15 protein-coding genes are annotated in these 13,748 nt (G+C 66.1%); 7 read left to right on the forward strand and 8 right to left on the reverse strand.

Features of this window, described 5'->3' with window-relative positions; all coding sequences use genetic code 11:
- Positions 1 to 26: 26 nt before the first annotated feature.
- The 3 genes from BVE01S_RS10250 to hemE are packed head-to-tail and all read right to left on the reverse strand — an operon-like array spanning position 27 to position 2,607.
- Positions 27 to 494 (reverse strand): CopD family protein, encoded by a 468-nt coding sequence (locus BVE01S_RS10250; protein ID WP_066627119.1) that lies wholly within the window; start codon positions 492 to 494, stop codon positions 27 to 29.
- Complete coding sequence (hemH, locus tag BVE01S_RS10255) at positions 491 to 1,552, reverse strand: ferrochelatase (protein ID WP_066627122.1); 1,062 nt, start codon at positions 1,550 to 1,552, stop codon at positions 491 to 493. Before hemH ends, BVE01S_RS10250 begins: the two co-directional genes overlap by 4 nt.
- A complete protein-coding gene (hemE, locus tag BVE01S_RS10260) occupies positions 1,549 to 2,607 on the reverse strand; it encodes a uroporphyrinogen decarboxylase (RefSeq protein WP_066627124.1) in 1,059 nt (352 codons plus the stop codon). Before hemE ends, hemH begins: the two co-directional genes overlap by 4 nt.
- 450 nt (positions 2,608 to 3,057) lie before the next feature.
- Between hemE and BVE01S_RS10265 the strand changes: the two genes are divergently transcribed.
- Genes BVE01S_RS10265 through dnaQ form a run of 5 tightly spaced genes read left to right on the forward strand, consistent with a single transcriptional unit; the run spans position 3,058 to position 6,762 of the window.
- Complete coding sequence (locus BVE01S_RS10265; RefSeq protein WP_066627126.1) at positions 3,058 to 3,927, forward strand: pyruvate, water dikinase regulatory protein; 870 nt, start codon at positions 3,058 to 3,060, stop codon at positions 3,925 to 3,927.
- A complete protein-coding gene (locus BVE01S_RS10270; protein ID WP_066627371.1) occupies positions 3,927 to 4,559 on the forward strand; it encodes a Maf family protein in 633 nt (210 codons plus the stop codon). Before BVE01S_RS10265 ends, BVE01S_RS10270 begins: the two co-directional genes overlap by 1 nt.
- Entirely contained in the window at positions 4,556 to 5,386 is an 831-nt protein-coding gene (locus tag BVE01S_RS10275; RefSeq protein ID WP_066627129.1) for a shikimate dehydrogenase family protein, read from the forward strand. The genes BVE01S_RS10270 and BVE01S_RS10275 overlap by 4 nt, the downstream gene beginning before the upstream one ends.
- On the forward strand, positions 5,383 to 6,015 hold the full coding sequence (gene coaE, locus BVE01S_RS10280; RefSeq protein ID WP_066627134.1) for a dephospho-CoA kinase: 633 nt from the start codon (positions 5,383 to 5,385) through the stop codon (positions 6,013 to 6,015). The genes BVE01S_RS10275 and coaE overlap by 4 nt, the downstream gene beginning before the upstream one ends.
- Positions 6,016 to 6,039: 24 nt before the next feature.
- Positions 6,040 to 6,762 (forward strand): DNA polymerase III subunit epsilon, encoded by a 723-nt coding sequence (gene dnaQ / locus BVE01S_RS10285; RefSeq protein ID WP_066627137.1) that lies wholly within the window; start codon positions 6,040 to 6,042, stop codon positions 6,760 to 6,762.
- A gap of 219 nt (positions 6,763 to 6,981) precedes the next feature.
- Here the strand turns inward: dnaQ and dapB are convergent, their stop codons facing one another.
- From dapB to dnaK, 3 genes are all read right to left on the reverse strand, one after another.
- The gene (gene dapB, locus BVE01S_RS10290; RefSeq protein WP_066627144.1) at positions 6,982 to 7,731 is read right to left on the reverse strand and encodes a 4-hydroxy-tetrahydrodipicolinate reductase; all 750 of its coding nucleotides are present in this window, start codon (positions 7,729 to 7,731) and stop codon (positions 6,982 to 6,984) included.
- A complete protein-coding gene (gene dnaJ / locus BVE01S_RS10295; protein ID WP_055755084.1) occupies positions 7,728 to 8,930 on the reverse strand; it encodes a molecular chaperone DnaJ in 1,203 nt (400 codons plus the stop codon). Before dnaJ ends, dapB begins: the two co-directional genes overlap by 4 nt.
- Before the next feature lie 175 nt (positions 8,931 to 9,105).
- Positions 9,106 to 11,046, reverse strand: coding sequence for a molecular chaperone DnaK (dnaK, locus tag BVE01S_RS10300; RefSeq protein ID WP_255353582.1), 1,941 nt, complete (start codon positions 11,044 to 11,046; stop codon positions 9,106 to 9,108).
- A gap of 257 nt (positions 11,047 to 11,303) precedes the next feature.
- Here dnaK and BVE01S_RS10305 point away from each other — a divergent pair, with 257 nt between their 5' ends.
- Both BVE01S_RS10305 and BVE01S_RS10310 read left to right on the forward strand, forming a co-directional pair.
- Positions 11,304 to 11,672, forward strand: coding sequence for a hypothetical protein (locus tag BVE01S_RS10305; RefSeq protein WP_066553572.1), 369 nt, complete (start codon positions 11,304 to 11,306; stop codon positions 11,670 to 11,672).
- A complete protein-coding gene (locus tag BVE01S_RS10310) occupies positions 11,635 to 12,273 on the forward strand; it encodes an alpha-ketoglutarate-dependent dioxygenase AlkB (RefSeq protein WP_066627151.1) in 639 nt (212 codons plus the stop codon). Before BVE01S_RS10305 ends, BVE01S_RS10310 begins: the two co-directional genes overlap by 38 nt.
- A gap of 3 nt (positions 12,274 to 12,276) precedes the next feature.
- On the opposite strand, the gene BVE01S_RS10315 is transcribed toward BVE01S_RS10310, so the two are convergent.
- Positions 12,277 to 13,077, reverse strand: coding sequence for a siderophore-interacting protein (locus BVE01S_RS10315; protein ID WP_066627159.1), 801 nt, complete (start codon positions 13,075 to 13,077; stop codon positions 12,277 to 12,279).
- On the reverse strand, positions 13,074 to 13,703 hold the full coding sequence (locus tag BVE01S_RS10320) for a PadR family transcriptional regulator (protein WP_066627377.1): 630 nt from the start codon (positions 13,701 to 13,703) through the stop codon (positions 13,074 to 13,076). Before BVE01S_RS10320 ends, BVE01S_RS10315 begins: the two co-directional genes overlap by 4 nt.
- Positions 13,704 to 13,748 lie beyond the last annotated feature (45 nt).

Genomic DNA, 13,748 nt, shown 5'->3' on the forward strand with positions numbered 1-13,748 from the left:
CGGCGGGTCAGGTCAAGCGGAGCCGCTTAATGGAACGTCCACTCCGTCGTCACCGACAGCACCATGACGATGGCCAGGACGAACGGAACCTCATTCGTCATGCGCCAGAACTTGCCTGAATACTTCGACGTGCCGGCGGCGATCTTCTTTCTTTGGGCCGCCAGGAAGCCGTGCCAGCCGCTGAGCAGGAAGACACCCGCCAGCTTGGCGACCATCCACGGCTCGCCCAAGAAGGCGGCGCCGCGCGCCGAGACATCGATGTGGATCAACCACAGACCAAAAACCCAAGCCAGGATCATCGCCGGGTTCAGAATGATGCGCAGCAGCCGCGTCTGCCACAGGCGCAACAGCGCCTGCATTTCACTTTTCAGCGGTTCGGGCTTGGCGTCCTGTTCGGCGTCATAGGCGTAGAGCCGGGGCAGGAACAGCAGGCCCGCCATCCAGGCGATCACCGCCAGAATGTGCAGTCCACGTGCGAGATCATAGGTGTTCATGCCGCCTGCCTCCCCTTGCGATGCGGACAGGCCTTCCAGTCCGCCTTGCACCCCTGGCCGAACGGCGCGACGCCCACGTGGGACAATGCGCCCACAGCCGCATCGGCCAAGGCGTCTATGAACAGCGGCTCGATCCCGACCGCCGTCGCCCGCAAATAGGGACTGGCCCCTTTTTCGTGGGCCAGTTCGCCATATTCGATATCCAGCTCGACCAGGGTCTCGATATGTTCCGAGACAAAGGCGATAGGCGTGACGACGACCCCGACGCCGTCTTTGGCCGCCGTTTCAATGGTTTCGGGCGTGGACGGGCCCAGCCATTTCATCGGCCCGACCCGGCTTTGGTAGCAGATAGCGTGGTCGATCGGCCCGCGCTGGGCCTCGATGGCGGCGACCACGGCGGCGACCGTCGTCTCGATCTGCTCCTGATAGGGATCCCCCTTGCCGGTCACCAGCTTCTCGGGGATGCCATGGGCGGAGAACAGCACCCGCACCGGCTGGCCCACCGCCTCGTCCAGCTTCTCGCCGATCGCCTGGGCCTGGGCCTCAACCCAGCCTGTCGCGGCCGGATAGCAGCAGACGGCCCGGCTGACGCCCGGGCCGGCATAGGAGACGCTCCAAGCCTTCAGCGAGGATTCCGTCGTCGTGGTCGAAAACTGCGGATAGAGCGGCAGCAGGACGACTTCGTCGGGTCCGAAGGCGGCGACCTCGGCCGCCGTCTCCTCGGTCAACGGATGCCAATAGCGCATGGCGATGAAGACCTTGACCTCATCGCCGCCAAGCCGCGCGCCAAGCAACGCCTGCAAAGCCTCGGCCTGACGACGGGTTTCGGGCAGCAGCGGCGATCCCCCGCCCATCAGGGCGTAGTTGGCCTGGGCGCTGGTTTCGCGCCGGCTGGAGATCAGTTTGGCCAGAGGCGTGCGGAAGATCCCCGGAAGGCCGATGATGGCCGGATCGTTGAACAGGTTGAACAGGAACGGCTTGACCGAAGCCTGATCGTCCGGCCCGCCCAGATTGAACAGCACCACCGCGATGCGGCGGCCGGGGTTCGCATCGCTCATTGGGCGCCGATCCGTCTCAGAACCTGTTCGACATGGTCGATCGGCACATCCGGCAGGATGCCGTGGCCGAGGTTGAACAGCCAGGGCCCCTGCCCCCAGGCCTCCATCAGCTGATCGACGCGTCGGTCCAGCAGATCGCCGCCGGCGCGCAGCAACAGCGGGTCGAGCGCCCCTTGGATCGGCTTGATCTGCTGCACCCGTTTGCCGACCTCGAGTGGGCAGGCGGTGTCCAGGGCGACGGCATCGACCTCGACCGCCTCGGCATACTGCTCTGCGAGCGCCGCAGAGCCCCGTGGGAAGCCGATGAGGGGTACGGTGACCCCAAGCTCCCGCGTCCGCTTCACCAGCGCCTGGTGGGGCTTCAGGACCAGTCTTTCGAACAGGTCGTCCGGCAAGCCCTCTGCCCAGCTCTCGAAGATCTTCAGAACCTGGGCGCCGGCGTCGGCCTGCATCTTCAGATATCGGGCCGTGGCCTCGACCAGAACCTCCAGCGTCTCATCGACGCGCTCGGGATCGGCATAGGCGTAGGTGCGGGCTTGGGCGCGTTCACCCTTGCCTATGGTGCGCGCCTGGCCGTCCAGCATATAGGTCGCCACTGTCCAGGGCGCGCCGGCGAAGCCGATCAGGGCGCGTTCCGGCTCCAAGGCCGCGCGCACGATCGACAGGGTCTCACCCACCGCCGACAGATGCTCGCCCGCCGCCGGAGCCAGTTCGGCCATCCGACCCGGGATCGGCATTTCGCCCAGACGCGGCCCCTCCCCCGTCTCGAACCAGACGTCCTGGCCGAGGGCGCGCGGGATCAGCAGGATGTCGGCGAAAACGATCGCCGCATCGAAGCCGAACCGGCGCATGGGCTGAAGCGTCGCCTCGGCGGCCATTTCGGGGTTCAGACAGAAGGCGATGAAGTCGGGCGCCTCGGCCCTCAGCTTGCGATATTCCGGCAGATACCGCCCGGCCTGGCGCATGAACCACACCGGCGGACGCTCCAACGTCTCCCCGCGGAGAGCTCGGAGCACCAAGGGTGTCGGATCGGCATTCTGGGTCTGATCGGTCATGCCGGAGGATTAAGGTCACAGCCCCCCGCTCTCAATCCCTAATCAGATTAAGAATTAAAAGATTCGAAGTGGCAGGTAGGGCGGTGGAATGGCGGGGATGACTCGATCGGGGGCGACGGAACAAAAGCGGATATCCACGCCTGGCATATCGTTAACGGGGATGTCGAAACGACCAATCCTGCCGGTGGACAATCCCTAACAAAACCTTAACGGGCAAGGGTTTGCGGGGACTTGCGGCTGTGAACGCGGTTAAACGCCGTTAACCTTTCATTAGGATTTTCCACAGCGGTGAGAAAGTAGGTTTTCCGCCTTGGGATGATCCGGCGTCGGACGACCAACGCCATCCACCATCATCCCCGCTCGCGGGCGGATCGATCAGCGGCTAAGAAAAACGGCGCCCCGACGGTCCAACGCCGTCCCCCAACTTTCAACAGGGAGACAGACAGTCTCATGAGCCCTGCGAGACCCTCGGGACCGGCCCGTCTGGCCACCTATTTCCACGTTCACCTGGTGTCAGACTCCACCGGCGAGACCTTGAATGCCATGGCCAAGGCGGTGACCGCACGCTTCGATGGGGTCATTCCGATCGAGCACATCTATTCCCTAGTGCGATCGGCAAAGCAGATGGAGCGGGTGCTGCAGGAGGTGGAGTCCGCGCCCGGCGTCGTTCTCCACACCCTGGTCGACCGCGATCTGCGAGAGCAGCTGGAAGAAGGCTGCCGTCGCCTGGACATGCCCCAGATCGGCGCGCTGGATCCCTTGGTCGGCGCCATGTCGCGCTATCTCGGCGCGGCCCTGTCCACCCGCATCGGCGCCCAGCACGCGCTGGACCACGACTATTTCAACCGGATCGCGGCGCTGGACTTCGCCATGGCCTATGATGACGGCCAGGGCTCTCTGGATCAGCTGGAGGGCGCCGACGTCGTTCTGTGCGGTGTCAGCCGGACATCCAAGACCCCCACCTGCATCTATCTGGCCCACCGAGGCATCCGGGCGGCCAACGTGCCCCTGGTGCCGGGTCAGGAGGACGGCGAGCGGCTGACCAAGCTGAAGAACCCCTTGGTGATCGGCCTGACCGTGTCGCCGGATCGACTGGTTCAGATCCGGCGCAACCGCATCGACAATCTGAACGCCAGCCAATCGTCGAACTACACTGATCAAGACGCCGTGCGCGACGAGACGATCAAAGCCCGGCGGGCCTTCGAGCGGCGCGGCTGGCCGACCATCGACGTGACCCGCCGTTCGGTGGAAGAGACGGCGGCGGCGATCACCAATCTTCTGAGCGAGCATCGCAACCACAAGATCGGGACGACATGGTGATGAGCGTTTCTGTTGCGCTATCGCCCTCCGGGCTGCTTGAGCGCGGAACTCTGATCCTGGCGTCCAAGAGCGCGGCCCGCCGCGCCATGCTGGAAAACGCCGGCGTCGCCTTCGAGGTGCGCGTCGCCGATGTGGACGAGGACGCCATCAAGGCCGTCTCGACCGACCTGGACGCCGCCGCCCTCGCCGTTCGTCTTGCGGAAGCCAAGGCCCTGGCCGTCTCACGCGACGATGAGACCGCCTGGGTGCTGGGCTCGGATCAGACCCTGGCCTTTGACGGCGGCCTGGTCTCCAAGGCCAAGTCTCTGGACGCGGCGCGCGAGCGGCTGAAGGCCATGCGCGGCAAGTCGCACCAACTGCATTCCGGCGCAGCGTTGGCGACCAAGGGCCAGATCGTCTGGTCCGGCGTCGATACGGTTCAGATGCGGATGCGCGATTTCTCCGACGCCTTCCTCGACGCCTATCTGGTGGCGGAGGGCGAAGCCCTGCTGTCCTGCGTCGGCTCTTACCGGCTGGAGGGACTGGGCTCGCAGCTGTTCGAGACGGTGGACGGCGACTATTTCACAGTGCTGGGTCTGCCGCTCTGGCCGGTGTTGAAAGAGCTGCGTCGGGCTGGGGTGATCGCGGCATGAGCACGCCCCGCATAACCGGGGCCGCCATGGTCGCCGGGATCGCCGGAAATCCCGTCGCCCATTCGCTCAGCCCGGTCATCCACAACGCCTGGCTGGCGGCCGGCGGGATCGACGGCGCCTACGTCCCCTTCGCCCCTGCCGATGCGGCCGGGTTCGAGGCCCTGGTCGCGGCGGGACGCGCGGGTCTGATCATGGGCCTGAACGTCACCGCCCCGTTCAAGGAACAGGCCTTCGCCCTGGCGGAGCAGGCGACGCCGGCGGCGCGGCTGACGTCCTCGGCCAATATCCTGCAGTTTGAAAACGGGCTGGTCCTGGCCGACAGTTCCGACGGCGTCGGCCTGATGCGCGGCCTGAAGGAACAGGCGCCGGGCCTGGACGTGGCCGGGCGGCCGGTGGTGATGCTGGGCGCCGGCGGCGCGGCCCGCGCAGGCTCCGGCGCCTTGGTCGAGGCCGGCGCCGAGGTTCGCATCGTCAACCGTTCGCCCGAACGTGCAGAGGCTTTGGCCGCTGATCTTGGACCCTCGGTTCGGGTCATGGCGGACGGCGACGCCTGCGACGGCGCAGCCTTGGTCATCAATGCGCTCAGCGTTGCGCCGACCATCGACTTTGACCGGATCGCGCCCGGCACGGTGGTGATGGATATGACGTACAAGCCGCTGTCCACGCCGTTCCTGACGGCAGCGCGCGAACGCGGCCTGCCGACGGTGGATGGATTGGCGATGCTGATCGGCCAGGCGGCGCCGTCGTTCGAAGCCCTGTTCCGCCGCCCGCCGCCGCCTCTCGATCTTCGCGCCCTGTTGATGACGCATCTGGGCGAGGCGACATGATCCTGCTCGGTCTCACCGGCTCCATCGGCATGGGCAAGTCGACGACGACGACCATGTTCGCCGATTTGGGGGCGATTGTCTGGAACGCCGATGATGCGGTCCACCGCCTCTACGCGCCCGGCGGTGAGGCGGTCGGTCCTGTGGGCGAAGCCTTTCCCGGCGTCGTCGTGGACGGCGCGGTCGATCGCACACGTCTGGCCGAGGCCCTTGGGAAAGACGAGACCGCCTTTCGGCGTCTGGAAGCCATCGTCCACCCCTTGGTCGCCCAAGGTCGCGCGGCGGATCTGGAGGCGGCGCGCACGGCGGGTGTGAAACTGGCGGTTCTGGACATCCCCCTGCTGTTCGAGACGGGTGGGGACAGTGCTGTCGACGCCGTGGTGGTGGTCACCGCCGATCCGGCGATCCAGGCGGAGCGCGTCCTGGCCCGTCCCGGCATGACCCGCGAACGGTTCGACGCCATCCTGGTGCGCCAGATGCCGGACGCCGAAAAGCGCGCCCGCGCCGATTTCGTCATCGACACCGGCCGGGGGTTGGAGGCCGCGCGGGACGAGGTCGAGGCGATCGTCGCTGTCGTTCTGGACCCGTCGTGGATATCTCCCCGGCGCGGCGCGGCGAGCCTTTCGCGCTGAGGCGAATGACGCCATTAAGAGCAAATGGCGCGCGAGATCGTTCTGGATACGGAAACCACCGGCTTCGACCCCAAGACGGGCGACCGGCTGATCGAGGTCGGCTGTATCGAGATCCAGGATCTGCTGCCGACGGGGCGGACATTCCATCGGTTCGTCAATCCCGAGCGGCTGATCCCGCCCGACGCCATCCGGGTTCACGGCATCACCGACGAGAAGGTCAAGGATGCGCCCAAGTTCGCCGAGATCGCTGACGACCTGATCGAATTCATTGGCGATGCGCAGATGATCGCCCACAACGCCGCCTTCGACCGCAACTTCATCGACTTCGAATATGCGCGGTGCGGCCGGCCGATCACCGGCGAGGCGCGCTGGATCGATACGCTGAAACTGGCCCAGACGCGGTTTCCGGGCATGCCCAACTCACTGGACGCCCTATGCAAACGGTACAAGGTGTCGCTGGTCGAGCGGACTCTGCACGGCGCCCTGATCGATGCCCGTCTGCTGGCCGAGGTCTATCTAGAGCTTCGCGGCGGCAAGGAACGGGTGCTGGACCTGTCGTCCGCGCCTGTCGGTCGTGGCCCCGGCGGCGTCATCGAAACCGCCGCCTACGGCCAGCGTCCCCGCCCCTTGGCGCCGCGCTCCACGCCCGAGGAACAGGCCGCCCACGTCGCCTTCCTCGCCAAGGCCCTGAAGGACCGCTCACTGTGGGAAGCCTACGGCCTGCCGGCGCAGGAAGACGCGGCGTAGCCAAGATGACCCTGAAATACCGTCGTCATTCCGGGGCTGAGCGGAGCGAGGAACCCGGAAGCCAGGCGTGAGGTTTGGATCTCGGACGCATTTTCTAGAACGAGATTGCGCTCCTAGGTTCCGGGTTCGGCCTTCGGCCGCCCCGGAATGACGCAGATGATCTGTTTTGACTTCGTGACCGAGTCGCAAACATAGCAGGGCGGCAATGGCCCTTGGGCATTAGGCCTGTCTGAAGCCCAGCACGTCTTGCATGTCGTAAAGACCGGGGCGGCGGGTGCGGACCCAGGCGGCGGCGGCAACGGCGCCGCGGGCGAACAGCGACCGGTCGATGGCCGAATGGCTGAGCGTCAGAACCTCGTCCTCGGAGGCGAACAGCACCGTGTGTTCGCCCACAATCCCGCCGGCGCGGATCGAAGAAAAGCCGATCTTCCCGCTCTCGCGCTCGCCCTGGACACCGTCGTAGGGTTTGGAGCGCAGGTCATCCAGATCCGCGAACCGGCCCTCGGCGGCGGCTTCGCCCAGCATCAGGGCCGTGCCCGACGGTGAATCCACTTTCCGGCGGTGGTGGGCCTCGGTGATCTCGATGTCCCAATCCTGGGCGTCCAGACGTTGGGCCGCATGCTGGACCAGGCCGATCAGGATGTTGACGCCCAGAGAGAAGTTGCCGCTCTTGACGATGGCGACCTTCTCGGCGGCCTTCATCAGGTCGGCCTCCTGCTCGTCCGTGAAGCCGGTCGAACCGATCACCAAGGCCGGGCCGCCGCGCTCGGCCGCGCTCCGGGCCAAGGCCACCGAGGCGGCCGGGGTGGAGAAGTCGATGATCACGTCGCACAGCGACAGGTCGGCGGTTTCGCCCCAATCGAAGCGGGCGGCGACCACCACGTCCTCGCGGGCATCCAGAACCTGAGAGACCGCACGCCCCATCCGGCCGCGATAGCCGGAAATGCCGGCGTGGAAGATTGCGCTCAAACCGCGTTCTCTTTCGACCCGTCCGCGTCCTGACTGCCCAGGATGTCGGCCCAGAAACGCTTCGCCTTCCCGGCAAAGCTGGAATTCCTGGGGTTCTGCCCCTCCCCGAACGACAGGGCAAGCTCTTCCAGCAACTCACGCTGGCGCGCGGTCAGATCGGTGGGCGTCTCGACGAACAGTTCGACCACCAGATCGCCCCGGTTGCGGCCGTTCAGATGGGGCATGCCCTTGCCCTTGATGCGTACGGTCTTGCCGGTCTGGGCGCCGGCCGGCACGGCGACCGAGGCCTTGCACTTGCCGTCGCAGGCCGTTGAGACCAGGCAAGGGGCGTCGATCTCGCCGCCCAGGGCCGCCACCGTCATCGGCACGGGCACGGTGACCAGCAGGTCCAGGTTGTCGCGCTCGAACAGGTCGTGCGGCGTGACCGAGATGAAGACGTATAGATCGCCGCGCGGTCCGCCGCGCTGGCCCGCATCGCCCTCGCCCGACAGACGGATGCGCGAACCGTCGTCCACGCCGGCGGGGATTTTCAGGTTCAGGGTGCGGGTTTTGCGCACTTGGCCATGCCCGTGGCAGGTGGTGCAGGGATCGGCGATCATCTGACCCTGGCCGTGGCAACGGGGGCAGGTGCGCTCGACTTGGAAGAAGCCGTTCGCTTGGCGCACGCGACCGGCGCCCTGGCAGGTGGTGCAGGTGACAGGCTTGGTGCCCGGCTTGGCCCCCGACCCCTCGCAGGTGTCGCAGGTCATGGTCGAGGGGATGTCGATCTCGACGTCCTCGCCCTTGTAGGCCTGCTCCAGGGTGATCTCCAGATCGTAGCGCAGGTCCGAGCCCCGGCGCGGTCCGCCCTGCTGGCCCCGGCCCTGGCGTCCGCCGAACGCGTCCCCGAACGCATCGCCAAAGACCTGGGAGAAGATGTCATTGATGTCCGAGAAGCCCTGGCCGCCCTGGCCGAAGGGATTGCCGCCCCCGCCGCCGTTCACGCCCGCATGGCCGTAACGATCATAGGCCGCGCGCTTGTTGTCATCCGACAGCACCGTATAGGCCTCGGACAACTCCTTGAACTTGGCCATCGACTCTTCCGATCCGCCGTTGCGGTCCGGGTGGTGGATCATGGCCAGCTTGCGGTAGGCGGCTTTTAGGCCGGGGGCGTCGATCGTGCGTTCGACACCCAGAACTTCGTAATAATCACGCGCCATCGGGCGTTCGTCCTCATACTTCCCCGTTCGCTTTCGCCTCGCCTCTTACCGAGCGTTGGTCGAAATCGATGTCCCGGCTGACATGGGGTCCGGGACCAATGATGCAAGTTTCATGAAAAGGCCCCGCCTATCGCAAGACAAGCGGGGCCGTATCATTTCAGCGACCTGTGACGGATCAGGCGCTTTTCTTGTCGTCGCCGTCCGTGTCCGACACTTCCTCGAACTCGGCGTCGACCACGCCGTCGTCGGCCGGCTGGCCTTCGGCGGCGGCGTCGCCCTGCTGCTGGGCGTACATGGCCTCACCCAGCTTCATCGAGGCCTGGACCAGGGTGTTGGTCTTGGCGCGGATGTCTTCCGGGTCCGTGCCTTCGCGCGCGGTCTTCAGCTCGGCCAGGCCGGTCTCGATGGCCGTCTTCTCGTCCGCGCCGACCTTGTCGCCGTGTTCGGCCAGGGCCTTCTCGGTCGAGTGGATCAGGCTGTCGGCGGCGTTCTGCGCCTCGACCAGATCCTTCTTGGCCTTGTCGGTCGCGGCGTTGGCTTCGGCTTCCTTGACCATCTTGTCGATGTCGGCGTCTGACAGGCCGCCGTTCGCCTGGATGCGGATCGACTGCTCCTTGTTGGTCGCCTTGTCCTTGGCCGAGACGTTGACGATGCCGTTGGCGTCGATGTCGAAGGCGACCTCGATCTGCGGCATGCCGCGCGGTGCGGGCGGAATGCCCATCAGGTCGAACTGACCCAGCATCTTGTTGTCCGACGCCATCGGACGCTCGCCCTGGAAGACCCGGATCGTCACGGCCGACTGGTTGTCGTCGGCGGTCGAGAAGGTCTGGCTCTTCTTGGTCGGGATCGTCGTGTTGCGCTCGATCAGGGGTGTGAAGACGCCGCCCAAGGTTTCGATGCCCAAGGTCAGCGGCGTCACGTCCAGCAGCAGCACGTCCTTGACGTCGCCTTGCAGAACCCCGGCCTGAACGGCGGCGCCCAGGGCCACGACTTCGTCAGGGTTCACGCCCTTGTGCGGCTCCTTGCCGAAGAAGGCCTTCACGGCTTCCACGACCTTGGGCATGCGGGTCATGCCGCCGACCAGAACCACTTCGTCGATGTCCGAAGCCTTCAGGCCGGCGTCGGCCAGGGCCTTCTTGCACGGCTCGATCGTACGTTGGACCAGATCCTCGACCAGGCTTTCCAGCTTGGCGCGCGTCAGCTTGATGTTCAGGTGCAGCGGACCCGAGGCGTTCATGGTGATGAACGGCAGGTTGACCTCGTACTGGGTCGTGGTCGACAGCTCCTTCTTGGCCTTTTCGGCCTCTTCCTTCAGGCGCTGCAGGGCCAGCTTGTCCTGGCGCAGGTCGACCGACTGCTCCTTCTTGAACTCGTCGGCCAGGTAGTCGACCAGACGCAGGTCGAAGTCTTCACCGCCCAGGAAGGTGTCGCCGTTGGTCGACTTCACCTCGAACACGCCGTCGCCGATCTCCAGGATCGAGACGTCGAAGGTGCCGCCGCCCAGGTCATAGACGGCGATCTTCTGGCCGTCGTTCTTTTCCAGACCATAGGCCAGGGCCGCCGCGGTCGGCTCGTTGATGATGCGCAGCACTTCCAAGCCGGCGATCTTGCCGGCGTCCTTGGTCGCCTGACGTTGGCTGTCGTTGAAGTAGGCCGGCACGGTGATCACGGCCTGGGTGACCTTGTCGCCCAGATAGGCCTCGGCCGCTTCCTTCATCTTGGTCAGGGTGAAGGCCGAAATCTGCTGCGGGGAATAGTCCTTGCCGAAGGCGCGCACCCAGGCGTCGCCGTTCGGGCCCTTGACGATCTCATAGGGCACCATGCCCTTGTCCTTGGCGACGACGGGATCATCGAAGTTGCGGCCGATCAGGCGCTTGATCGCGAAGAAGGTGTTGGACGGGTTGGTGACGGCCTGGCGCTTGGCGGGTTGACCCACCAGCACTTCCGCGCCGTCCTGGATCGCCACGACCGACGGGGTCGTGCGGTTGCCCTCGGCGTTTTCGATCACCTTCGGCGTCTTGCCGTCCATGACGGCGACGCACGAGTTGGTGGTGCCCAGGTCGATGCCGATAATCTTGGCCATGTGTTCTTCAGTCTCTCTGGTTCGGCGGGCGATGCGGCGGCCTTCGACGAAGCGCCGCGCGTGACCGCCCCCGGTTGGGTTGGCGTGGATCAGGCTGGATAGCCCCAAGTTTCGCGGGGTTTCTCCGAAGCTGGCCCCGATATGGGAAAATCCCCCCGGCCCGCAAGGGCGTTATGCGATTCAACGCTTTCGAAGAACGGTGAAATTCGAAGATGCAGGCGCGGCGATTACGGCGCATAAGATTTTGCATCGCGCTCTGGGGATCGCGATCGAGGAAGGGAGAGGAAAGAATGATCAAGATCATGCTCAAGGCCGCCGTCGCCGCCGCCGTTCTGATCGGCTCTGCGGCGGCCGCCGCGCCGCCTGCTGGGGCGCCGGCCATCCAGTCGCGTGACGGCTATGATCGGCACGTCACAATCAAGAACCGCACCGGCTGGACCATGTTGCGCTTCTACGCGTCGGATTCGCGCAGCGACGACTGGGAAGAGGACATCCTGGGCTCGGACGTTCTGGAAAGCGGGCAGGATGTGCGCATCAACATCGATGACGGCTCGGGCGCCTGCATCTATGACTTCAAGGCCGAGTTCACCAACGGTCAGGAGCTGACGCGGTCGCGCATCAATGTCTGTGAGGTCAGCGAATACACCTATACCCGTTGAGGTGAAGACCGCTATCGAGGGCTTCCGGCTCTGGCCGGGGGCGCTTGATGCCGCGGCGCAGGCTGATCTGGTCGCCGAGGTATTCGCCCGGCTGCATGACGCGCCCCTCTATCGGCCGACCACGCCGGGCGGTCGGCCCTTTTCGGTTCAGATGAGCAACTTCGGGCGGCTGGGCTGGGTCTCCGACCGGGGCGGTTATCGCTATCAGTCGACCCATCCGGAGACCGGGCGACCCTGGCCCGCGATCCCGACTGTGCTGCTCGATCTGTGGCACGCCACGGTCGGCTGGCCCACGCCGCCGGACGCCTGTCTGGTCAATCTGTATCGCGATGCGGCGAAGATGGGCCTGCACCAGGACAAGGACGAGGCCGACCTCGGCGCGCCCGTCCTGTCGGTGTCGCTAGGGGACACGGCCACGTTCCGCATCGGCGCGGCGGAGGGCGGACGCACCACGACGCTGAGGTTGACCAGCGGCGACGTCTGCGCCCTGACCGGACCCGCGCGCCTGGCCCGCCACGGCGTCGACCGCGTGCTGGCCGGATCGTCGCGCCTGATCCCCGGCGGCGGCCGGCTGAACCTGACGCTGCGCCGGGCGCGTTGAACGTCAGTCTTCGATGACGCCAAGGGCGCCGCCATCGCCCAGACGCCAGTAGCCCGCCGCCTTCATCGCCTTGGCGTCGAAACCGAGTGCGACCATGGCGCCGCGCAACGCCTTGGCCGCCTGGGCTTCCGCCGCGATCCAGACATAGGCGTCGTCGCGCGATACGTCGGCCGCTGCCGACTTCACGGCCGAAACCAGGGCGTCGGCCTGTCCATGATCGCCGTCGCGCTCGACCCAGACTGACGTCAGGTTCGCGCGGCTCGCCAGCGTCAATCGCGAGGCGGCGTCTGCAACCTCGATCACGGTCAGGGCGCGCACCCCGGCCGGCAGTTCCTCCACACGGCGGGCGATGGCGGGCAAGGCCGTGTCATCGCCGATCAGGATATGGTCGGCATAGTCGACCGGGACGATGAACGACCCACGTGGCCCGCCGACGCCCAGGATCGATCCAGGCGCCGCCGCTTCGGCCCATTCCGTCGCCGGACCGCTATGGCCGATGACAAAGTCGATGGTCAGCCGGTTGGTCGCGGGATCATAGGCCCGCAGCGTGTAGTCGCGCGCGATCGGCCGGGGCTCTGAAAACACCGGGCCGTCTGGCCCTGCGGTCGGCAGGTTCAGCGTCTCTCCGTCTCGTACGGGAAAGATTTTCACATGATCGTCGAATCCTGCGCTGACGAAGCCGGTCAGGTCATCGCCGCTCAGGATCACCCGCTTCAGGGTGGGCGTCAGGCCTTCGACCGAGACGACCGAGAGCGTGCGAAACTTCAGCTCGTGCCGAACGCGACGGCTTTCGCGCGCACTCATGTCTTTTCGATCCTGTCGGCCGCCTCGGCCAAAACGGCGGCGATGGCCTCGACCTGAGCGTCGGTCAGGGCGATCTCGCCGGTCAGCCGCCCATGGAGGGTGTGGCGCAGTCGGCCGATGGCGTCCTGGATGGCCGTCGGACGCAGGGCGCGCGCGGCGAACTTGTCCATCGTCGCCTCGGCGGCCTTCAGCACGTCTTCGTTTTCCGCCAGCATGGCGCGTCCGGCCTCGGTGATCGCGTACCGCTTCTTGCCGCCCTGGGCCTCGGACACCAGCGCGCCCATCTCTTCCAGCAAGGTCAGGCTGGGATAGATGACGCCGGGGCTGGGCGAATAGGCGCCGCCCAGTCTCGTTTCGACCGCCTTGATCAGCTCATAACCGTGGCTGGGCTTGTCGGCGATCAGCGACAAAAGCACCCAGCGCAGCGTGCCGTGGTCGAACAGGCGCCCGCCGCCGCGCCGGCCATGGCCGTGACCACGTCCGCGCGCCTCGCCGCCTTCCCAGCCGGGACCGAAGTCCGCGCCGCGCCCGCCGCGCATGCCACGTCCGAAGGCCAGGCCGCCATGGCGACCGTGCTTTTCGCCGCATTCGTTGCGGCGTCCTTGAAAGATCCCCTTGGACCTCATGATCGATTCCTTTTCGATATATCTATTCACAGCGGTTCAGATATA

This window comes from Brevundimonas vesicularis NBRC 12165 (assembly GCF_001592205.1).
GTDB classification, from domain to species: domain Bacteria; phylum Pseudomonadota; class Alphaproteobacteria; order Caulobacterales; family Caulobacteraceae; genus Brevundimonas; species Brevundimonas vesicularis.